At 62.6% G+C, this 22,615-nt stretch carries 17 protein-coding genes; 16 read left to right on the forward strand and 1 reads right to left on the reverse strand.

Going from position 1 to position 22,615, the window contains the following annotated elements; genetic code table 11:
- The first annotated feature begins 8 nt into the window (after nt 1-8).
- From LG385_RS13595 to LG385_RS13655, 13 genes are all read left to right on the forward strand, one after another.
- Nucleotides 9-1,205 carry an MFS transporter gene (locus LG385_RS13595; protein ID WP_225774729.1) on the forward strand — a complete coding sequence of 399 codons (1,197 nt, stop codon included), beginning with the start codon at nt 9-11 and terminating at the stop codon, nt 1,203-1,205.
- 226 nt (nt 1,206-1,431) lie between these two features.
- A complete protein-coding gene (locus tag LG385_RS13600) occupies nt 1,432-2,577 on the forward strand; it encodes a transporter substrate-binding protein (RefSeq protein ID WP_225774730.1) in 1,146 nt (381 codons plus the stop codon).
- Nucleotides 2,574-3,158, forward strand: a complete 585-nt coding sequence (locus LG385_RS13605) for an ANTAR domain-containing response regulator (protein WP_225774731.1) — start codon at nt 2,574-2,576, stop codon at nt 3,156-3,158. The genes LG385_RS13600 and LG385_RS13605 overlap by 4 nt, the downstream gene beginning before the upstream one ends.
- Nucleotides 3,155-4,003, forward strand: a complete 849-nt coding sequence (locus LG385_RS13610) for an ABC transporter permease (RefSeq protein ID WP_225774732.1) — start codon at nt 3,155-3,157, stop codon at nt 4,001-4,003. The genes LG385_RS13605 and LG385_RS13610 overlap by 4 nt, the downstream gene beginning before the upstream one ends.
- Nucleotides 4,003-4,929, forward strand: a complete 927-nt coding sequence (locus LG385_RS13615) for an ABC transporter permease (RefSeq protein WP_225774733.1) — start codon at nt 4,003-4,005, stop codon at nt 4,927-4,929. The genes LG385_RS13610 and LG385_RS13615 overlap by 1 nt, the downstream gene beginning before the upstream one ends.
- 25 nt (nt 4,930-4,954) lie before the next feature.
- Nucleotides 4,955-6,562 carry an ABC transporter substrate-binding protein gene (locus tag LG385_RS13620; RefSeq protein ID WP_225774734.1) on the forward strand — a complete coding sequence of 536 codons (1,608 nt, stop codon included), beginning with the start codon at nt 4,955-4,957 and terminating at the stop codon, nt 6,560-6,562.
- A 90-nt stretch (nt 6,563-6,652) separates the two neighbouring features.
- Nucleotides 6,653-7,600 (forward strand): acetamidase/formamidase family protein, encoded by a 948-nt coding sequence (locus LG385_RS13625; protein WP_225774735.1) that lies wholly within the window; start codon nt 6,653-6,655, stop codon nt 7,598-7,600.
- A complete protein-coding gene (locus LG385_RS13630; RefSeq protein ID WP_225774736.1) occupies nt 7,600-9,339 on the forward strand; it encodes an ABC transporter ATP-binding protein in 1,740 nt (579 codons plus the stop codon). The genes LG385_RS13625 and LG385_RS13630 overlap by 1 nt, the downstream gene beginning before the upstream one ends.
- 98 nt (nt 9,340-9,437) lie before the next feature.
- Nucleotides 9,438-9,650 carry a hypothetical protein gene (locus LG385_RS13635; RefSeq protein ID WP_225774737.1) on the forward strand — a complete coding sequence of 71 codons (213 nt, stop codon included), beginning with the start codon at nt 9,438-9,440 and terminating at the stop codon, nt 9,648-9,650.
- A gap of 67 nt (nt 9,651-9,717) precedes the next feature.
- On the forward strand, nt 9,718-10,629 hold the full coding sequence (locus tag LG385_RS13640; RefSeq protein WP_225776241.1) for a bestrophin family protein: 912 nt from the start codon (nt 9,718-9,720) through the stop codon (nt 10,627-10,629).
- 254 nt (nt 10,630-10,883) lie between these two features.
- Nucleotides 10,884-16,790: a putative Ig domain-containing protein gene (locus tag LG385_RS13645; protein WP_225774738.1), complete on the forward strand. Its 5,907-nt coding sequence runs from the start codon at nt 10,884-10,886 to the stop codon at nt 16,788-16,790.
- A gap of 302 nt (nt 16,791-17,092) precedes the next feature.
- Nucleotides 17,093-17,464 carry an FxLYD domain-containing protein gene (locus LG385_RS13650; protein ID WP_225774739.1) on the forward strand — a complete coding sequence of 124 codons (372 nt, stop codon included), beginning with the start codon at nt 17,093-17,095 and terminating at the stop codon, nt 17,462-17,464.
- Between the two features lie 83 nt (nt 17,465-17,547).
- Nucleotides 17,548-17,829, forward strand: coding sequence for a hypothetical protein (locus tag LG385_RS13655; protein ID WP_225774740.1), 282 nt, complete (start codon nt 17,548-17,550; stop codon nt 17,827-17,829).
- Nucleotides 17,830-17,835: 6 nt separating this feature from the next.
- Here LG385_RS13655 and LG385_RS13660 read toward each other — a convergent pair whose 3' ends face one another.
- Complete coding sequence (locus LG385_RS13660; protein ID WP_225774741.1) at nt 17,836-18,846, reverse strand: zinc-dependent alcohol dehydrogenase family protein; 1,011 nt, start codon at nt 18,844-18,846, stop codon at nt 17,836-17,838.
- Nucleotides 18,847-19,000: 154 nt separating this feature from the next.
- On the opposite strand from LG385_RS13660, the gene LG385_RS13665 reads away from it, so the two are divergent.
- From LG385_RS13665 to frlB, 3 genes are all read left to right on the forward strand, one after another.
- Entirely contained in the window at nt 19,001-19,915 is a 915-nt protein-coding gene (locus LG385_RS13665; protein WP_225774742.1) for a LysR family transcriptional regulator, read from the forward strand.
- 232 nt (nt 19,916-20,147) lie between these two features.
- Nucleotides 20,148-21,518 (forward strand): fructoselysine/psicoselysine transporter FrlA, encoded by a 1,371-nt coding sequence (frlA, locus tag LG385_RS13670; protein ID WP_225774743.1) that lies wholly within the window; start codon nt 20,148-20,150, stop codon nt 21,516-21,518.
- A 20-nt stretch (nt 21,519-21,538) separates the two neighbouring features.
- A complete protein-coding gene (gene frlB / locus LG385_RS13675; protein WP_225774744.1) occupies nt 21,539-22,567 on the forward strand; it encodes a fructoselysine 6-phosphate deglycase in 1,029 nt (342 codons plus the stop codon).
- The last annotated feature ends 48 nt before the right edge of the window (nt 22,568-22,615 follow it).

A 22,615-nucleotide genomic window follows, 5' to 3' on the forward strand; every position in this document is an offset into this window, starting at 1 on the left:
AGCCGCTCATGCACATTAATCCCCCGCTCACAGCGCTTGCCATCGGTGCCTTTGGCATTGGTGTCACCGAGTTTGCCCCTATGGGCATGTTGCCCAGCATCGCCACCGACCTGGGAGTGTCCATCCCCTCGGCCGGCCTGCTCGTCAGTGCCTACGCCCTGGGCGTTCTGGTTGGCGCCCCGTTGATGACCCTAACCACGGGCAAGATCCCCCGCCGGTGGTTGTTGATCGGGCTTATGGCCATTTTCACCCTGGGCAACCTGATGTCCGCGCTGGCCAGCGATTATCAAAGCCTGCTCATTGCTCGTGTGGTGACCTCGCTCAATCACGGGGCGTTCTTCGGCGTGGGCTCTATCGTGGCCGCCAGCCTGGTGCCGCCCGACAAACGCGCGGGCGCAGTAGCGGCGATGTTCATGGGGCTCACCGTCGCCACGATTGGCGGCGTGCCGCTGGCCACCTGGTTCGGCGAGCTGTTGGGGTGGCGTACTGCGTTCGCCGGGATCGCTGGCCTTGGGGTGATCGCAATGGCAGCGCTGTGGATCGCGTTGCCCGATGTACCGCTGCCGAAAAGCGACGGCGTACTGGCCGAAATTCGTGTGCTGGGCCGCGGGCCCGTGCTGGCAGCACTGGCGCTGACGGTGGTGGGCTCCGGGGCGATGTTTACCGTGTTCACCTACATCGCGCCTATCCTGCATAGCCAGACGGGTGCTTCCACGACGTTTATCACCGGCATGTTGGTGCTGTTTGGAGTGGGGCTGACGTTGGGCAATATCTGGGGTGGCAAGGCGGCGGACCGTTCCGTGGACCGTACCCTGATCGTTTCGTTGGCGGTATTGGTCGTGGTATTGCTCGCGTTTTCAGTGATCACGCGCTGGGCCCTGCCGACCGCGCTGGCAGTGCTGGTATGGGGCGTCGCGAGTTTTGCGCTGGTGCCGCCGTTGCAGATGAGGGTGATGGAGGCCGCCAAGGCTGCACCCAACCTGGCATCCGCTGTGAACATTGGGGCCTTCAACCTGGGCAACGCGATCGGGGCGGCGCTGGGCGGCGCCGTGATCGACGCCGGGCTGGGGTATCCGGCGATCTCGGTGGCTGGCGCGATAATGGCGGCGCTGGGCCTGGTAATGGTCGTGGCGTTTGCCTGGTGGGGCCGGGAACAACGGCAGGGGCAAATGGGCGAAACGGTGCGCCTTGGTGAGGCAAGGTAACGCAGGCCGCACCGACAAGGCGCAGCGATCCTCACCAGCCGCCAGGTTTCAAGCGAAAAACGGACGCTCTACAGACTGGCACAGATATTTCATAGTATTTCACCAACCCCGCAAGCCGGACTCACCTCCTTAAGCCTTGCTACATCCGCGCAGCTCGCTGCGCCAGGTACCGAAGCCTGATCAACCCTTTGCCGGGTAGATCGGGCTTTTTTTATGGATAACAGTCATGCTCGATGCTCGCCCCGCTGTCACTGTCGGCTTTCTGCTTTCCACCGAGGGCACCTATCGACGCATGGGGCGCAGTGCATTGCAGGGCCTGCAGGATGCCCTTGCCGAGCTCAACGCCGAAGCACACCGCGATGTTCGGCTGCAGGCCATTTGTGTGGACCCCAAAGGCGAACCCGCCGAGTACAGCCGCGGCGTAGCGCGATTGCTGGGCGCTGGGGTGAGGCACATATTCGGCACCACGCTCTCGGCCAGCCGCAAGGAGATCATTCCGGACCTGGACCAGCACGGCGCCCTGCTCTGGTACTCCAGCCCCTATGAAGGTTATGAGAGCAGCGAGAGCGTGTTGTATCTGGGGGGCTGCCCCAACCAGACGCTGTTGCCGCTGCTGCGGTATGCCCTGACCCACTTCGGGCGCGGTGCGTTTTTGCTCGGCTCCAATTATGTCTGGGGCTGGGAAAGCAACCGTATCGCCCGGGAAGTACTGGAAGCCAACGGCGCCCAGGTGCTGGGCGAAAAATACGCGCACCTTGGCGCCACCCGCTTCGAGCCGCTGGTAGAAACGCTGATGCGAGAGCAGCCGGCTTTCGTGCTGAACAACCTGGTGGGCGAATCCTCCTACGCTTTTCTGCAGCAGCTGGACCGCGCCTGTACGCAACAGGGGCTGCGCCTGCCAGTGCTCAGCTGCAACCTTACCGAAGCCGAGCTGGATGCCGTGGGCCCGATGTACGCGCTGCGGTTGCTGTCGTGCGGGCCGTTTTTCGAAGCGCTCGACCGCGCCTTTTGCGCCCGGCAACAGGCTCATGGCCCGCGCCGCTGTTCGCACTACTACGCTGGGGCCTACGCTGCGTTGCGGCTGTTCGCCGATGCCTTGCAAGCCTGCGGTGACGCCACGCCCGCCGCGATCTGCGAACACCTCCATGGCCACGCGATGGCCAGCGTGCTCGGCACCTTGAGTGTGTCACCGCGCAATCATCACAGCGCGCTGGGCAGCCACATTGCCGAACTGCGCGAAGGCAGCTTCGAAATCGTGCATTCGGCGGCGCAACCGCTGGCCGCCGATCCCTACCTGACCGTTACAGATCTACACGCGGATGTGGCCGACCGACACGTTCGCGGGGCACCGCATTTGAGGATCGTCAAATGAAAGCACGCGCACTTCCCAACCTGGGGCAAGGCCACCTGCTATTGATCGACTGTGATGAACGCAGCCAGGCCAGCCTTGGTAAAAGCCTGCAGCGCCTGGGCATTCAAAGCCACGCACTGGAACAGGACGCGCCCTGCGACACCGCTGGCTGTTTCGCCGCCATTCTGGAAGTGGAACATTTCGCCAGCCCGCTGGCGGTGCAAGCACTGAATGCAGCTGCCATTCCTATCGTCGCGCTTACGGCGCATGAAACCCTGTCGCAGATCCAGCGAGCGTTGCAGCTGGGCGCCACTGCCCTGCTCAACAAGCCCATCAGCCAGGGTTCGGTGTACACAACACTGATGATGGCCGTGGGGTTACGCGACCGGCAGCGTGCAGACGCCGAGGAGCTGGCAACACTGCGCCAACGCCTGGCGCAACGGCCGCTGCTGGGGCAGGCACTGGCGCGTTTGATGGTGACTCAGCACATCGACGAGGCCACCGCGTACGAACGCTTGCGCACGCTGTCGATGCAGCTCAACCGCCCCATCGAAGCCCTGTGCGCAGACATCCTTGCAGTACGCGACGAGGGCCGGGCATGAACACGCTCAAGGCGTTGTTGCGTCGGCCGACCGTGGCCGTCTCGCTGTTGTTCATCACCGCCGTGGTGGCGCTGGCCGTACTGGCGCCCTGGCTCACGCCATTCGATCCGGACGAGCAATTCGTCGAGGGCCTGTCGCTGGAAGGCGCACCCCTGGCCCCTGCCACCCCGTACTGGATGGGCACCGACCTGCTGGGTCGAGATCTTTTCTCAAGGTTGATTTTCGGGGCGCGCACGTCGTTGTTCATCGGCGTGCTGGCCAACGGGCTGGCCGTGCTGATCGGCACACTGGTGGGGCTCACCGCAGGCTTTGTGCGCGGCTGGCTGGGCAGCGCACTGATGCGCCTGACCGACCTGATGATGGCCTTCCCTGCCTTGCTGCTGGCGATTGCCCTGTCGGCGATTTTCCAGCCCAGCGTGTGGATCGTGGCCATGGTGATCGCGATGGTGAACTGGGTGCAGATCGCGCGGGTGATCTACGCCGAAACCGTGGCCCTGAGCGCCCGTGATTTCGTGGCGGTGGAACGCACCTTAGGCGCCAGCTCGCTGAGGATTCTGTTCTCGCACCTGCTGCCGCACTTGCTGCCGACCATCCTGGTGTGGGCTACGTTGGGCATTTCCACCACGGTGCTGCTGGAGGCCACGCTGTCGTACCTGGGCGTGGGCGTACAGCCGCCTACGCCCAGCTGGGGCAACATCATCTTCGAAAGCCAGACCTACTTCACCTCGGCGCCCTGGCTGGTGTTCATTCCGGGCGCGGCGATCATTCTGCTGTCGCTTGCGTTCAACCTGGTCGGCGACGCCCTGCGCGACGAACTCGACCCCACACTCAAGGGGCGCCGCTGATGCTGCCGTTCATTTGCCGCCGGGTGGGCTATGCCCTGCTCATTCTGCTGGGCGTGACCCTGATCACTTACCTGTTGTTGTTCCTGCTGCCCGCCGACCCTGCCCGGCAGATCGCCGGCCGCAGCGCCACCCCGGAAGTAGTCGCGGCGATCCGTGCGCAGCTAGGGCTGGACCAGCCCTTCTATCACCAATACCTGAGCTACCTGGGCAACCTGCTGCACGGCGACCTGGGCCGCTCGTACATCCAGCGTACCGCGGTCAGCGAATTGATCGGCGCACGGCTGCGCCCTTCGCTGGAACTGATGGCAGCGGGCATCGGTTTCGAGCTGTTGATCGGCATCAGCCTGGGCATGCTCGCGGCGCTCAAGCGCGACAGCCTCGCGGACAAACTGCTGATGGCGTTCTCGTTCGTGGGCGTGTCCGCGCCGCAATTCATCGCCGCGATGCTGTTTCTGTACTTCTTCGCGGTGCAGCTGGGCTGGTTCCCGCTGGGAGGCTATGGCGGCGTGAGCCATCTGATGCTGCCGGCGCTGACCCTCGGCTTGCTGGGCAGCGGCTGGTACTCGCGCATGGTGCGCTCTTCGATGATCGAAGTACTGCATCAGGATTTCATTCGCACCGCCCGCGCCAAGGGCCTGAGCCGGGCCCGTGTGGTGTTCGTTCACGTACTGCCCAACGCCATCGTGCCGGTGATCCCGATGATCGGGATCGACATCGGCGTGTTCATGGGCGGCCTGGTGGTGGTCGAGTCGGTGTTCGGCTGGCCGGGCATCGGCCAGTTGGCCTGGCAGTCGATCCAGCAAGTGGATATTCCGGTGATCGTCGGCGTTACCACACTGTCGGCGGTGGCCATCGTTCTGGGCAACCTGCTGGCGGACCTTGTAATCCCGCTGGTGGACCCACGCATCGACATCAAGCGGCACTGAATCTGTCAATAAAACGGGGGCAAACATGAAGATCAAAGCGCTGACCCTGGCCATTGCGGCCACGCTGTTCGCCACGCCGCTGTGGGCCGAAACGCCTAAAAGCGGCGGCAATGTGGTGGTGACCTACCAGAACGATGTGGCCACCCTGGACCCTGCCATCGGTTACGACTGGCAGAACTGGTCGATGATCAAAAGCCTGTTCGGCCGGCTGATGGACTACAAGCCCGGCACCACCGAACTGGTGAAAAGCCTGGCCGAGGACTACAGCGTATCGCCCGACGGCACGGTGTACAGCTTCACCCTAGTGAAAGGCGTGAAATTCCAGAACGGCCGCGAGCTGGTGGCCAGCGACGTGAAGTACTCGCTGGAGCGCGCCGTCAACCCGAAAACCCAGAGCCCGGGCGCCGGGTTCTTCAGCTCCATCGTGGGCTACGAGGACGTTACCGGCGGCAAGAGCGAGACGCTCAGCGGCATCAAGGTGATCGACGACCAGCACCTCACCATCACCCTCAGCGCACCCAATGCCACCTTCCTGCACATCATGGCCATCAACTTCGCCTCGGTGGTGCCCAAGGAAGCGGTGGAAAAATGGGGCGCAGATTTCGGCAAGCACCCGGTGGGCAGCGGCGCGTTCAGCCTGGCCAACTGGCAGCTGGGGCAAAAGCTCGAACTGGTGAAGAACCCGGACTACTTCCAGAAGGGCTTGCCGTACGTAGACAAGATCACCTTCGAAATCGGCCAGGACCCCACCGTGGCCCTGCTGCGCCTGCAAAAGGGCGAAGTGGACATCGCCGGCGACGGCGTGCCACCCGCGCAGTTCCTGCAGTTCAAGAACGATGCGGCATCCAAATCTCTCGTGGTCACCGGCAACCAGCTGCAAACCGGGTACGTCACGCTGAAAACCACCCTGCCGCCGTTCGATAACCTCAAAGTGCGCCAGGCCGTGAACATGGCCATCAGCAAGGAGCGCATCGTGCGCATCATCAACGGCCGCGCGGTGCCCGCCAACCAGCCGTTGCCGCCCGCCATGCCCGGTTATGACATCCAATACAAGGGCTTGCCCTACGACGTGGAGGGCGCCAAGAAGCTGCTGGCCGACGCCGGCTTCGCCAAAGGCTTCGACACCGAACTGTACGTGATGAACACCGACCCGCAGCCGCGCATCGCCCAGTCGATCCAGCAGGACCTGGCCAAGGTAGGCATCCGCGTGCAGATCAAATCCCTGGCCCAAGCCAACGTGATCGCGGCGGGCAGCTCGAAGGACCAGGCACCGATGGTGTGGTCGGGCGGCATGGCCTGGATTGCGGACTTCCCGGACCCATCCAACTTCTACGGCCCGATCCTGGGCTGCAGCGGCGCGGTGGACGGTGGCTGGAACTGGGCGCTGTATTGCAACAAGGCGCTGGATGAGCGCGCCGCCAAGGCCGATGCCATGGCAGCGCCTGAACAGCAGGCCGAACGCACCGAGGCCTGGAAAAAGATCTTCACCGACGTGATGGCCGACGCCCCCTGGGTGCCGATCTTCAACGAGCAGCGCTTCACCGTGCGCTCCAAGCGCATGGGCGGGGACGACGCGCTCTATGTAGACCCGGTACACGTACCGGTGAACTACGACTACATCTGGGTGAAATAAGCCCTTTTTCTGAGCCGCAAGCTTGCCGTGGCCTGAACCAGAGTCGCCCCGCGTACAGGCCACTGCCATCATCGTATCGAGGACCGCTTCATGTGCCAGAACTGCCTGGTCAAGACCATCCACAGCGTGAACAGCCACTTTGGCTGGGACAACAGCTTCACCCCGGTGGAGCGCGTGGCGCCCGGGGCCATGCTGCAAATGAACTGCCGGGATTCGTCCAACGGCTACTTCACGGCCCAGTCCCAGGTGGCGGACGTGAGCACAATGCCGTTCGATCAGATCAACCCTGTGACCGGGCCGATCTACGTGGAAGGGGCTCAGCCCGGCGACATCCTCAAGATCACCCTGGACAGCTTCAAGCCCGGTGGTTTCGGCTGGACGGCTAACATTCCCGGCTTCGGCCTGCTGGCGGACCAGTTCCCCGACCCCGCCCTCGCCCTATGGCACTACGACACACAAACTCTGGCGCCCGCGGCATTTGGCGAGTTCGCCAAGGTACCGCTCAAGCCATTCGCCGGCACCGTAGGCGTGGCGCCCGCCGAGGCCGGGTTGCACTCGATCGTGCCGCCGCGGCGTGTAGGCGGCAACCTGGACATCCGCGACCTGGCCGCAGGCAGCGTGCTCTACCTGCCAGTGGAGGTCGAAGGCGCGCTGTTCTCCATCGGTGACACACACGCGGCGCAAGGCGACGGCGAGGTGTGCGGCACGGCGATCGAGAGCGCCATGGACGTGGTGGTGAAACTGGACCTGATCAAGCAGACGCCGCTGGCTACCCCCCGCTTCAGCACTCCAGGCCCGGTGACTCGCCACCTGGACAGCGCTGGCTACGAGGCCTTCACCGGCATCGGCCCCGACCTGATGCAGGCCGCCCGCCAGGCGGTGGCCAACACCGTGGACTGGTTGTGCCGCGAACACGGCATGCCCGCTGAACAAGCCTACATGCTGTGCTCGGTGTGCGGCGACCTGCGGATCAGCGAAATCGTCGATCTGCCCAATTGGGTGGTGTCGTTCTACTTCCCGAAGGTGGTGTTCAATTGATGGCCACGCCCGTACCCAGCCTTTCCGTGGAACGCCTGAGCATCGACGTGGGCGGCGGCGCCTCGCGCAGGCGGGTGGTCGACGAGCTGAGCTTCGCGCTGTATCCGGGGCGTACCTTGTGCATCGCCGGGGAATCGGGCAGTGGTAAATCGCTGTCGTCGCTGGCGATCATGGGCTTGCTGCCCAAGGCCGCAAGCGTGCCGGGGGGCGCGATCCTGTTCGGTAACCGCGACCTGCTGAGCTTGCCTGATCGCGACATGCAGGCTTTGCGTGGCAAGCGTATCGGCATGATCTTCCAGGAGCCGATGACCTCCCTCAACCCACTGCTCACTGTAGGCCAGCAGCTGGCCGAAACCCTGCGCCGCCACGAAGCCATGGGCCGCGCCGATATACGCAGGCGTTGCCGCGAGATGCTGGAAGCGGTGCGCATGCCCCAGGTAGACAAGCGCCTGACCCAATACCCTCATGAATTGTCTGGCGGCATGCGCCAGCGGGTGATGATCGCCATGGCGATGCTGTGCCAGCCCCAAGTGCTGATCGCAGACGAGCCCACCACCGCGCTGGACGTGACCATCCAGGCGCAGATCCTGGAGCTGATGCGCGAACTGCAGCAGCAATTCAAGACTAGCCTGCTGCTGATCACCCACGACATGGGCGTGGTGGCCGAGATGGCCGACGAAGTGGTGGTGATGAACCAGGGGCGCGTGGAAGAGCACGGCAGCCTGGAGCAGGTATTCACCGCTGCACAGGCCCCGTATACCCGCAAGCTGTTGGCCGCCGTGCCGGTGCTGGGCACTACCCCGCCGCCGGCCGCGCTCACCGAGAAACCAGTGGTGCTGGCCGTACAAGACCTGAATGTGCGCTTCGCCTTGCGCCATGGCTGGTTCGAACGGCCACGCACCGTGCACGCGGTGGAGGGCCTGAGCTTCGAGCTGCGCAAGGGCGAAACCCTGGGCCTGGTGGGCGAAAGCGGCTGCGGCAAATCCACCACCGGCAAAGCCGTAATGAACATGCTGGCCTACCAGGGCAGCATCAAATTGCTTGGCCAGGAACTCAACGGCCTCACCGGCGATGCCTTGCAGCGAGTGCGACGTGACGTACAGATGGTGTTCCAGGACCCCTACGCCGCGCTCAACCCGCGCAAGACCGTGTTCGACCTGGTTGGCGAGCCCCTGTTGATCCACGACCGTACGCCAGAGCCCGAGCGGCGGGCACGCGTCGCCGAGTTGCTGCAACAGGTAGACCTGCCCGCGGCCTCCATGGAGCGCTACCCGCACCAGTTCTCCGGTGGCCAGCGCCAGCGTATCTGCATTGCCCGGGCACTGGCGCTGAACCCCAAGGTGATCATCGCCGATGAATCCGTTTCCGCGCTGGATGTATCAGTGCAGGCCCAGGTGCTGGAACTGCTCGAACGCCTGCGCGCCGAGCATGGCTTGAGCTACCTGTTCATCTCCCACGACATGGCGGTGGTGGAGCGGATCTGCCACCGCGTAGCGGTGATGTATGCCGGGCGGATCGTCGAGATCGGTGCCCGCGACCAGGTGCTGCACAACCCTCAGCACGCCTATACCCAACGCCTGCTGGCAGCGGTTCCCGTGCCGCAGGTGGGCCGCCGACGGGACTTCAAAAGCCTGCTCAAGGAGTTCGTGCCACCCAACCCCATCAAGGACGCCGGCTTCACCGCCCCGCCGCAGCGTTTCTCGCCGGTGGGGGCCGACCACTGGGTGGCGATGGAGTGAGCGGGCCGCCATCCGTCCACGAGGAATAACGCTGAACTAAACGGCGTTGTTTGCCGGGCTGTCTATTACCGAGAGAAGCAGCCCGGAGCGCGCAGGGGATGGATGTCTTCAGAATCGAATTCATGAACGGGGAATGGACGCTGCTCAAGGCCCATGGCTATAAACCCTTGCTCACCGCCGCGGAGCAAGCCACGTTGATCGAGCATGTGCTTACGCTCACACATGGCCAAGGGGCGGTGATCCGCTTCGACGCCGAGGGCGGTGTGCGCGAGCTTCGTGTGGGGGCAATTGACGAAGAGGAACCGGGCTGACCGGTGAAGCCGCTAACATGGCGTGCATTCAGGTTCCCAAGGCCAACCACCGGAGCGCTCTACCACCGTGATCATTCGCCCGCAAAACCCCTCCGCCGCCACCCTGCTGTTCTCACTCAAGGGCTCCATCATCCCGGCCATCTGGCGCAAGGTGCTGTTTACCGTGCTGGTAAGCGCTGGGGTGGTGGCGGTGCATGGCACATTCTTCAGTTTCAAGTTCATCCTTACCGCCACCCCCTTCACCCTATGGGGCCTTACGCTGGCGATCTTCCTGGGGTTTCGTAACACCGTGGCCTACCAGCGCTATTGGGAAGCTCGCACATTGTGGGGCGAGTTGCTGATCGTGAGCCGTAACCTCACCCGCCAGACACTCAGCCTGATGCCAGCCCTGAGCGCGGCGCCTCGCAAGGCGCTTGCCTTGGGCCTGGTGGGCTTCGGGTACCTGCTCAAATTCCAGCTCAGGGGTGAGAACGCCGACCTGGCGCTGCTCGCGCGCCTGGAAGTGGACGCCGCACTGCTGAACAAGCAAAACCCCGCCAGCGCACAACTGGGCCGGCTAGGCCCGCAGTACCTGAACGCCGCCCGCCATACGCAAGCCAGCGACGTGGCCCAGATGAACATTGACCAACAACTGTCACGGTTGAGCTATGTACTCGGCGGCTGCGAGCGCATCAAAGGCACGCCCATCCCCTATCCCTACATACTGCTGCTACACCGCACAGTGTATGTGTACTGCTTCCTGCTGCCGTTCTGCCTGGTCGACAGCATCGGCTGGTTCACTCCTTTGGCGGTGTGCATCCTCAGCTACACCTTCTTCGGCCTGGACGCACTGGGCGACCAGATCTCCGACCCGTTCGACACCTTGCCCAACGACCTGCCGCTGGATGCCATGTGCCGGAACCTGGAAATTGCCGTGCTCGAATTGCTCGACGAGCCTACGCCCGAGGGGCTAAGGGCGGTGGATGGCGTGTTGCTATAGCAATTATCTCCGAAGCGCCAAAAAGCCGACATGCACGTCAGAATTATGTCCTAAACCGCTTCAGCCACCTCGTACATACCAGAACTGCCGCCAGCATACCGTCGCATTAATGGCCAAATGCCCAGTATGGTGATTTATTTGACGCGCCCGTCTAATAACTGAAATCCGCCCGTGAACTCTGTCATACAAAGTCGGTACCAATTGTCGACATTTTGGCATTGATCACTATTTTCCTCCCCGGGCGGACCAAGCACATGATCTTCAACGTAAAGGACTTCGGCGCCGTAGGTGATGGCGTCACGGACGACACCGCAGCCATTCAGGCAACCATTGACGCCGCAGCGGCGGCCGGCGGCGGCACCGTTTTCGTACCAACCGGGACCTTTATCGTTTCCGCCGGGGAGGAGCCTTCCGACGGTTGCCTGATGCTCAAAAGCAATGTGTACATGGAGGGCGCGGGCGCGGGCCTGACCACGGTGAAAGTAGCGGATGGCTCCGACACCAAGATCACCGGGGTGATCCGCTCGGCCTATGGCGAGGAAACCCACGACTTCGGCCTTAGTAACCTGACCATCGACGGCAACCGGGACAACACCACCGGCAAGATCGACGGTTGGTTCAACGGCTACATCCCTGGGAAGGACGGCCACGACAGCAACGTCACCCTCAGCGGCGTGGAAATCAAGGACTGCTCGGGCTACGGCTTCGACCCCCATGAGCAAACGATCAACATGCTGATCGAGAATTGTGTGTCCCATGGCAACGGCCTCGACGGCTTTGTCGCGGACTACATGATCGACACCAAATATGTGAACAACGTGGCGTACGACAACGACCGCCACGGGTTCAACATCGTCACCAGCACCAACGACTTCACCATGACCGGCAACGTGGCCTACGGCAACGGCGGCAACGGTATCGTGGTGCAGCGCGGCAGCGAGAACATCCCTTCGCCCTACAACGTCACCATCGAAGGCGGCGACGTGTACAACAACGGCGCCGAAGGCGTGCTGGTGAAGCTGTCCAGTGACGTGACCGTGACCGGTGTGAATATCCACGACAACGGCGGCTCGGGCGTGCGCATCTATGGCAGCACCGATGTCACCATTACCGGCAACACCCTGACCAACAACGGGCTGAAGGCACCGGTCCCGGAAGTGGTCATCCAGAGCTATGACGACACCGCCGGCGTGTCCGGCAAGTTCTTCCCCGGCAGCGACAACCTCATTACCGACAACACCATCACCGGCGGCGCTAATTCCACCTATGGGGTGGCCGAACGCAACGAAGACGGCACCGACCGCAATACCATCCTGGACAACGACATCAGCCATACCACCAAGGGCTCCACCCTGACCTACGGCGACGGCACCACTGTGGGCACCACACCGCCGGATACCGCGCCGCTGGGCACCGCTGGCGACGACACGCTGGTCGGCACCGCGGGCAACGATACCCTGATGGGCCTGGCCGGCGCCGACAAGATCAACGGCGGCGCCGGCAACGACATCATTAACGGCGGCACCGGCGTAGACACCCTCACCGGGGGCGCCGGGGCCGACACGTTCGCATTCACGGACCGCCTGGACAGTTACCGCAACTACAACACCGGTGGCGTTACCGCTGTGGACCTGATCAGCGACTTTGCCGCTGGCGAGGACCACATCGACCTGTCGGCGCTGGGCATCACCGGCCTGGGCGATGGCCGCAACGGCACCGTTTACCTCGCGCTCAATAGCGCAGGCGACAAAACCTACGTCAAATCCCTTGAGGTCGATGCCAACGGCAACCGCTTCGAGTTGGCACTGGCGGGCAACCTCCTGAACACGCTCAAGGCAACGGACTTTATCTTCGCCACCGCGGCGCCGGTGAACCATGCGCCAGTGGTCGCCGCCCCTCTGGCCGACCAGAGCGCCACCGAAACATCGCCGTTCAGCTATACCATCCCGGCCGGCGCCTTTACCGACGCGGACAACGACACACTGACCTTCACCGCCACCCTGGCCGACGGCAGTGCCTTGCCAGCCTGGCTGAAGTTCGACGCCGCCACCCGCACCTTCAGCGGCACGCCGGATTCGAACGCGGCGGGCAACTTCAACGTGATTGTCACCGCCAACGACGGCAAAGCCGGCACCGTGACCGACACCTTCGCGCTGGCGGTGCAAGACACACCTGCCGCGCCTGATACTACGCCTAAGGTGATCACCGGCACTTCCGGCAAGGACGCGCTGGTGGGCGGCGCAGGCGATGACGTGCTGATCGGCGGCGCCGGGAGCGATACCCTCACCGGCGGCGCCGGGGCGGACACCTTCCGCTTCACCAGCGTAACCGACAGCTACCGCACCGCCAGCACCAGCTACGCCGACACCATCACCGACTTCACCGTGGGCGTGGACAAGATCGACCTCTCCGGCCTGGGCTACACCGGGCTGGGCAACGGCTACAACGGCACGTTGCTGCTGCAGTACAGCGCCAGCGCCAACAAAACCTACATCAAGAACTACGACGCCGACGCCAGCGGCCAGCGCCTGGAGCTGGGGCTGACCGGCAACCTGGTGGGCACCCTGACCGCGTCGGACTTCATCCTCGGCGCCACGCCTCCGATCAACCATGCCCCCGTCGTGGCCGCCCCACTGGCCGACCAGAGCGCCAAGGAAGCCACGCTGTTCAGCTACGTGATCCCGGCAACCAGCTTCACCGATGCCGATAACGACACCCTGACCTTTATCGCCACCCTGGCCGACGGCAGCGCCTTGCCAAGCTGGCTGACGTTCGACGCGGCCACCCGTACCTTCAGCGGCACCCCGGATTTGAATGCCGCCGGTACTTTCAACGTGACCGTGACCGCCAGCGACGGCAAAAGCGGCACCATCACGGATACCTTTGCCCTGGCGGTGGAAGATACCCCCGACACCGGAAACAAGGTCATCACCGGTACCTCAGGCAAAGACACCCTCACCGGTACCGCAGCCAACGAGCAACTGCTCGGCCTAGCCGGGGTGGACACCCTCAATGGCGCTGGCGGCAATGACATTCTGGTTGGCGGCGCCGGCGCGGATAACCTCACCGGCGGCGCGGGCGCGGATATTTTCCGCTTCACCAACCTCACTGACAGTTATCGTAGCGCCACCACCAGCTACAGCGACCTGATCACGGACTTCGATGTCAGCCAGGACAGGCTCGACCTCGCGGGCCTAGGCTTCAAGGGGCTTGGCAACGGTTACAACGGTACCCTGCTGGTGCAGTACAACAGCAGCAATGGCCGCACCTACCTGAAAAGCTACGATGCCGACGCCAGCGGCAACCGCTTCGAACTCGCATTGCAGGGCAATTACGCCACCACCCTCACCGCGGCGAACGTGATCTTCAATAGTGGTTCGGTACCCGCCAATGCGGCCCCGGTGGTCTCCGACCCGCTGCAGGACAGCGCAGCGACCGAAAACAGCCCCTATACCTACACCCTGTCGCAGACGGCCTTCACCGACGCCGACAGCGATACCCTCACCTACAAGGCCACGCTGCAGGATGGTACCGCCCTGCCCGCCTGGCTGACGTTCGATGCCAATACCCTGACCTTCAGCGGCACGCCAGTGGACGACGCCGCGGGCGCCTATAACGTGCTGGTGACCGCCACCGACCCCAAGGGCGCGTCCGCCAGTGACGTGTTCGCCCTCACCGTGGCCGCCGCGCTCCCTACAACCATCACCGGCACTGCTGCAGGGGAAACCCTGAACGGTACCACCCACAGTGATCTGATCCTGGGGCTGGATGGCGCCGATACCCTTAAAGGCAACGCCGGCGCCGATGTGCTGGATGGTGGTGCGGGCCGCGATACGCTTACCGGGGGCGACGGTGCGGATACCTTCCGCTTCTCGGCACTCACCGACAGCTACCGGGACTACGACACTGGCGGTATCACCGCCAGCGATACCATCACCGACTTCACCGTGGGCGTGGACAAGATCGACGTGAGCGCGCTGGGCATCCTGGGCTTGGGGGATGGCAGCCACAACACGCTGTACATCACCACCAGCGCCGACGGCAGCAAAACTTACATCAAGTCGGCCGAGTCCGATGCCGACGGCAACCGTTTCGAAGTGACGTTGCAGGGCAATTATTCTTCCACCCTGAGCACCAGCGATTTCGTGTTTGCCGAACGGGCCCAGCAAGACATTCTGTTCCTTCCAACCCTGGGGCAATCCAACGCGCGCATGCTGCGCATGACCGATGACGATGACCAGTCGGGCATCACCGAACTGGTCAACGACTTGAGCAAGTACACCACCTACGACGTGCGCAGCCAGTTCACCGACGCCGATGGCAACGGTATCGACATCGCCGTGGGCGGCAGTACGGTGAACGGCTTGTCGACCGGCAACGAGGAACAGCTGCGGCTGTCGTGGTGGCTGACCGACACCAACCAGCCGGGCCCTGCCCTGCTGCGCGCCGTTGGCCTGCTGAAAGAACAGCTGGCCAGCCTCACGGCAACCGACAACGTGACCATGGGCATCATCTGGGGCCAGGGCGAAGAAGCCGCCGGGGAAATCGGCCGGTCGGCTGACGTGGCAGCTGCCACCGCCGCGTACAAAGCCGCCACCTTGAAGGTGTTCGATTACCTGCATGCGCAGCTGGGTGACTTCAAGGTCTACATCATGGAAACCGGCCACTACGACGCGGACGCCGCGCGGGTGCGTGGCTATGACGAAACCACGATCGCGCAGATCCAGAACGGCCTGGTGGCCGTGCGGGCTGCTCAGGAGGCGATCGCGGCGGAGCGCGCCGACGTGGCACTGGCGGTGGACTACACCGACCTGCCGTTGCGCGAGGAAGCGGACCCTGTGACCTACCCGGACGATGTGTGGCACTTGCATGAAGAGTCCGCCGAAATCGTGGGCCAGAGGCTGGCCGATTACATCGCCTCCGACCTGGGCTTCCAGGGCGATGCGACCGACAACCGCACCGCGCAAGATGTGTACGACGAGGTGGCCGCCCAGAAAGGCGGCAACATCCTGGGCACCGACCTGGACGACACATTGGTAGGCAGCGCCTACAACGACACGCTGGACGGCGACCTGGGCGCAGACACCATGACCGGGGGCGACGGCAAGGATGTGTATATCGTCGATAACTCCGCTGATGTGGTGATCGAGACCAACGCTTCCACCAGCCAGATCGACACCGTGCAGGCCTCGGTGAGCTGGACGCTGGGCAACAACGTGGAATACCTGGTGCTCACCGGCTATTCAGCCATCAACGGCACAGGGAACGCGCTGCGCAACTTCATCACCGGCAACGACGCGGCCAACGTGCTGGACGGCAAGGGCGGCGCCGACAGCATGACCGGCGGTGACGGTTCCGATACCTACTACGTCGACAACGCCGACGACACCACCGTGGAGAAGAACAGCGACAGCGCCACCGGCGGCATCGACACCGTATACACCAGCCTCGCCACCTGGACCCTGAGCAGCAACGTGGAAAACCTGGTGATCAATACCATCGGCGCAGCCAACGGCATCGGCAACGCGCTGGACAACACCTTCGTGGCCGGCGCGGGCAACAATGTGCTGGATGGCCGCGATGGGATCGACACCGTCTCATACGCGTACGCCACCCAAGGGATCACTTTGGCCTTGAACACCACCGCTCAGCAGAACACCGGTGGTTCGGGGCTGGACACGATCAAGTACATGGAGAACGTGATCGGTAGCCTGTACAACGACAAACTGACCGGCAGCGCTGTGGCTAACGTATTGGACGGCGGTGCGGGCGACGATGAACTCAATGGCGGTGCCGGTGACGACACCCTGATCGGTGGCGCCGGCAAGGACACCCTCACCGGCGGCACGGGCGCGGACGTTTACAAGTTCAATGCCTTGGGCGACCTGGGGCTGGGCAGCCTGCGCGATGTAATTTCGGGCTTCAAAACCAGCGAAGGCGACAAGATCGACCTCAGCGGCCTTGATGGCGACACGGCCACCGCAGTCAAGGACGGCTTCACGTTCATCGGCAGCGCGGCGTTCGACAGCCACAACGCAGCCGGCCAGTTGCGCCTGGAAAACGGCATCCTGTACGGCAGCGTAAACGCCGACGCCACTGCCGAGTTTGAAATCCAGTTGGTGGGCGTGACTACGTTGCACCAGAGCGACTTTATGGCGTAATAACGCGGCGTATCCGTTCTCGGGTCGGCACTTACTGCCAGCCCGGGAACGGACGGCCTGCTGTAGCACCCGCTGCCCGCTGGAAGCAGTGGCTTGGTATGGCCCCTCCCCTCCCCCCTCTGCCTTATCTCTGAGCCAGGCACTAATGGCCCCGCGCCATATAGCCGTCGAGCAATCAAACGCACGTTCGACAAATTATTGACTTTATTTTGAACTTTTTAATAAACCGTCAAAAACCCCTACGCAGAGGGCTCGCGGACAGGTATCATCTTGCCATCATTCGATTCCCAAGGAGGGAGAACGTGAACTCGAAAATAGTAGCGCTGGTGGCTTTAAGTGCGTTTGCCTCTTCAGCGGGTGCAGCCGACTTGAGGTTGCGCAACGTGCAGTTGGTGGACGCTGGGCACGTTACGAGCATCGTTGGAACCGTGGTCAACGCTTCGGACCATATGGTGAAGGGCGGCTACCTGGACCTCGAAATTACCCGCAAAGGCAAGGTTGTCGCCCGGGAAACGGTTGAAGTCCCGGATATGGATGCAGGCCAGGCCTGGCGTATCTGGCAACCCGTTCAACACGGTGATTCTTCTGCTGGGGTTGCGGTTCGCGCGCGCGATCCTGGTATGCGCGTAACCGGCTCTGTCGTGCCGTACCCGGGCACAGTAGTGGCGCAATAACCCGCCTGTGCCTTCAGCGACCTGATAACCAGGCCTGCTCAGCCAGAGATCCCTGGAAGAACCCCGTTGTAACAATGGAATGAATGACCATGCCTTTAGCCGCGATCATGTACGTCAGCCTCTGCGCTTCCCCTGGCCATTGCGAGCCACGGCAAATAGCCTACAAGCCCAGCTCGGGCTCTGCACGCGAAGAGCAGATGCGTGAATGTGAAGACGCCAAGCGAAACATCACGCTGTACCAGAACGACCCCACGCGCGTTTACGTGTGCGAATACCGGAAAAAGCAAGTAATGGCTAACGCTGCCCCGGCTACAGACAGCGAAGCCTCTCGTCAGCACCACGCGAATGTCGCTGCTGCCGACTAGTTCAGCTCAGGCCACCTTGATTACCACTTTTCCAAACGCGCCGCGTGCCAAGTGCTGGAATGCCTCGCGGGCCTTGTCAAATGCATAGACATGGTCAATTACCGGGTGGATCGCGTGCTGGTTCAGGAATGCGTTCATCCGGTCGAACGACGAGCGAGGCGCTACTGCAATGCCGCGGATGGTCGTTTGGCGGAAGATCATCGGCATCAGGCTCAGCGTAGTGGTCTGCCCGGTAAGAAAGCCGATCTGCGCGATCTTGCCAGCGGCTTTGGTGGCCAGGATCGATTGGTTCAGGCCTTCACCGCCGGCGACGTCCAGAAGGAGGTCCACCCCTTTGCCGTCGGTGAGTTTCAGCACTTCCTTTTCCCAATGCGGGAAGGTCCGATAGTTCACGCCGGCCACTGCGCCGAGTTTTTTCACCGCCTCAAGGTTTTCATCGCTGCTGGACGTCACAATCACCTTCGCGCCTAGTGCGGTTGCCAGCTGTACAGCGAAGACGGACACGCCGCCCGTGCCCTGCACCAACACGGTCTGGCCCGGTTGGACCTGGCCGTAGTCGACCAGCGAATACCAGGCCGTGAGCGCCGCGATGGGCAGCGTCGAGGCTTCTTCGTCAGACATATTCGCTGGCGCTGCCACGGCGCTTTCTTCGTGGATGATCATGTATTCGGCAAGGCCACCTGGCAGCGGCATTCCGAAGCAGAAGTCCGGTTCGTTCGGCCCCGGCTCGCCGTCGATCCAGCGGGAATAAAGGTGAGAGTTGACGCGATCCCCCACCTTGAATCGGCTTGTGCCCTCCCCGACCGCGACCACGGTACCCGAAACGTCGCTGACCGGGATCAGTGGCTTGGGTACCAGGTGGGGTTCATAAATCCCGTCAACGATGGCCTTGTCACGGAAATTCAGCGATACCGCACCGATCTTTACCAGCAGCTCGCCAGATTGGGGTTCCGGGGTGGCGGTTTCGCCAAGCACCAGGTTATCAAGACCGAAATCATTCAGAAGCCAGGCTTTCATGGGTTTCTCCCGTGAGTGAACAGTGGCGACATTGTTTCGGAGTGAGGCGGGCCGATAAATGCCGGGGATGACACAGGATTGTTATGCCGCTCGGCAACAATCACACTAAGGCCCTGCGTTTGACCGGCAACAAATCTACGCTGAGGGAGATGAAATGGAGCTGCTCCAATCCATGCAAGTGTTTGCCCGGGTGGCCGAGGTCTGCAGTTTTACCCGCGCGGCAGACGCCCTTCAGATCAGCCGCCCGCAGGTAACGCGTGCGATACAGGAACTGGAAACCTCTCTTGGCGTGCGGCTGTTCCAACGCACCACCCGAACAGTGCGGCTTACCTCCGAGGGCGAGCGATTTTATGAACGGGTTAGAACCCTCCTTGGCGAGGTCGCCGAGGTCACGGCAATGTTCGCCGCGCCGGGTTCGAGCCTGCGTGGCCGATTACGTGTCGATATCCCTACCGCATTTTCGCAACCCGGCCTGATAGACAGCTTCCGAGCCTTCAATACCCGGTATCCGGCCATCGAGCTGGCGTTAGGGGTCACTGATCGAACGGTCGACCTTGTGGCCGAGGGCGTGGATTGCGTGCTGCGCATCGGTGAGTTGCCCAGTTCAAGCCTCGTGGCCCGCCGTATCGGCCTGGCAACCATGGTCACCTGCGCGGCACCGCGATACCTGAAGGAATATGGCGAGCCCAAAGTACTGGCGGACCTCGACACACACCGCGGCGTTACTTTTCTGTCCGGAAAGGACCAGCGCCCCCAGGCCTGGCAATTCAAGGATAACCACCGCGAGCACGCCCATATCAGCCGCCAGGGCATTACCGTGAACGAGTCCAACGCCTATGTGCAATGCGGCGTGGCGGGGTTCGGAATCCTTCAGGCGCCGGGCATCGCCCTGGAGCGTTTTCTCGCTGACGGCACCTTGGTTGAAATACTACGGCCCTATCGCCCGCACCCACGGCCGGTATCCGTGCTGTATCCCAGCCGCTCGCACCTGGCGCCGCAAGTGGAGGCATTTGTAGAGTGGATACGCGAGGCGTTTCCAAAGCTCTATGGACGCTGGCTTGAGCAGTGAATAACGCTATGGCCGAGGCAGCCCCCCGCTCGAACTAACCGGGCGCAACGTCGACCCTTCAACCGCCTGACCGCAAAAAATAAATTTGCGCACCTGCGCCTGCCTGCTACATTCATCATAAATACGTTATATATCGTCATGCTTTTGATTGAGCGTATTGACTGGCTTCACAGTGCGTGTCACTGCCGCCTGCCACGGCGGCCCCCAATAACGAAAACAATCGGGTGGGCATATGCAGGTTTCAGAAGGGCATTCCAAAGAACTCGCGCGCAAGCTGGGCTTCTGGCCTGTGCTGGCGATCGCGGTGGGCACAACGGTGGGTTCGGGTATTTTCGTTTCAGTAGGTGAGGTGGCGAAGGCGGCAGGCTCACCGCTGCTCACCATCCTTGCCTTTGTGATTGGCGGGCTGATCGTGATCCCGCAAATGTGTGTGTACGCCGAGCTGTCTACCGCATACCCCGAGAACGGCGCCGACTACATCTACCTGAAGAAAGCCGGCAGCAGGCCCTTGGCCTTTTTATCCGGCTGGACGAGTTTCTGGGCCAACGACGCGCCTTCGCTGTCGATCATGGCCTTGGCCATTGTGAGCAACCTGAACTTCATCCTGCCCGTAAGCCCCTTGGCGGGGAAACTGCTCGCCACTGCCTTGATCCTCTGCTTCATGCTGCTGCACCTGCGTTCCGTAGAAGGTGGGGCAACCTTCCAAACGCTGATCACCGTGGCCAAGATCATCCCCTTTACTCTCGTTATCGGCCTGGGGATTTTCTATATCAACGGGGCAAACCTTACTGCTCCCGTAGTTTCCGGGCCTACCCTGGGCGCAGGTGCAGGCTTGATGGCACTGCTGGCCGGCATCTCCGCCACCAGTTGGTCCTACACCGGAATGGCCTCGATCTGCTACATGACTGGCGAGATCAAACAGCCAGGCAAGACCATGCCGCGGGCGTTGATTGGCTCCTGCTTGCTGGTGCTGGTGCTCTACTCGCTGCTGGCGCTGGTGATCACCGGAATGATGCCCTTCGACCGGCTGCTAGGCTCTGAAACGCCCCTGTCAGACGCGGTGACCTACCTCCCTGCCCTGGGTAACGTGGCGGGGATATTCATCGCGGTCACGGCAATCATCGTGATCCTCGGCTCGCTGTCCAGCTGCGTGATGTACCAGCCACGGCTGGAGTACGCCATGGCCAAGGACAACCTCTTCTTCAAGTGCTTCGCCCACGTACACCCGCGCTTCCACACGCCGGACTACTCCATCGTGCTGCAGTGCGCGCTGGGTATCGTGTTCATCTATGCCTCCAACCTCACCGCGCTGCTGGGCTACTTCACGCTGGTGATGTGCTTCAAGAACACCCTCACGTTCGGCTCGATCATCTGGTGCCGCCGCCAACCGGATTACAACCCCCTGTGGCGCACCCCGGCTTTTGGTCTGATGACCTTCCTGGCCTTGGCGTCGAGCCTGATTCTGGTGGCTTCCACATTCGTATGGGCGCCGGTTCCCGGCCTGGTGTGCGCACTTGTGGTGATTGCGACCGGCCTGCCTGCCTACGCGTATTGGGAGCGGCGGAACAAGCGCCTTGCCGCCCTCGAAGTACAACCGACCTGATCACCCCTGGAGAGAACGACATGCTGGATATCGATAAAAGCACCGTGGATTTTCTGGTCACCGAGAACATGGTTCAGGAGGTCCAGAAGGTGCTGGCCGTGGACGTACCCAAGGTCAAGGCCATCGTCGAGCAGATGCTCGCCCGCGGTGTGGACCGCTTCTATTTCGTGGCCTGTGGCTCGCCGCTGAACGCCGCGCAGACCGCCAAACACTTGGTGGACCGTTACTCGGGTTTGCAGTGCATGGCTTATTCGGGCTGGGAATTCTGCGACAACACCCCTTACCGGCTGGACGAGCGCTGCGCGGTGATCGGCGTATCGGATTACGGCAAGACCGAAGAAGTGATCGAGGCGCTGCGGATCGCCAAGGCGCGCGGCGCGCTGACCGCGGCTTTCACCAAGCGCCCCGACAGCCCCATCACCGAAGTGGCGGAACAGGTGGTGGCGTATGAAGCCGATTGCATCTGGGAAATCCACCTGCTGCTTTGCTACACCGTGGCACTGGAGATGATCAACCGGCTGGAGCCCTCCCCCCACCCCGACGTAGCCAGGATTGCCCGCGAACTCCAGCAACTGCCGACGGTACTGGGGGAACTGGTGCGGGGTTGGGAAGAAAAAGGCCGTGCGCTGGGCGAGCGCGCTGCCGCTTGGCCCATGATCTACACCGTTGCGGCGGGCCCATTGCGACCGCTGGCCTACAAGGAAGGTATCGTGACCCTGATGGAATTCACCTGGACCCACGGCAGCGTGCTGGAGAGCGGTGAGTTCCGCCATGGGCCGCTGGAAGTGGTCGAGCCCGGCGTGCCTTTCCTGTTCCTGCTGGGTACCGATGAAAGCCGTCATACCACTGAACGCGCCATCAAATTCGTGAAGCAATACACCGACGCCGTGATCGTGGTGGACTACGCCGAGATCAGCCACGGCTTGCACCCTTGGCTCGCGCCCTTCCTGATGTTCGTGCCGATGGAGTGGCTGTGCTACTACCTCTCGATCTACAAGGACCATAACCCGGACGACCGCCGCTACTACGGCGGCCTGGTGCAGTACTAAGGGGGCTCGGGGCGGCGTGGGTCGCCCCGTATCTTTTCTGCGAGGGGG

Origin of the sequence: Pseudomonas sp. Marseille-Q5115 (assembly GCF_916618905.1) — a bacterium.
Classification (GTDB): domain Bacteria; phylum Pseudomonadota; class Gammaproteobacteria; order Pseudomonadales; family Pseudomonadaceae; genus Aquipseudomonas; species Aquipseudomonas japonica_A.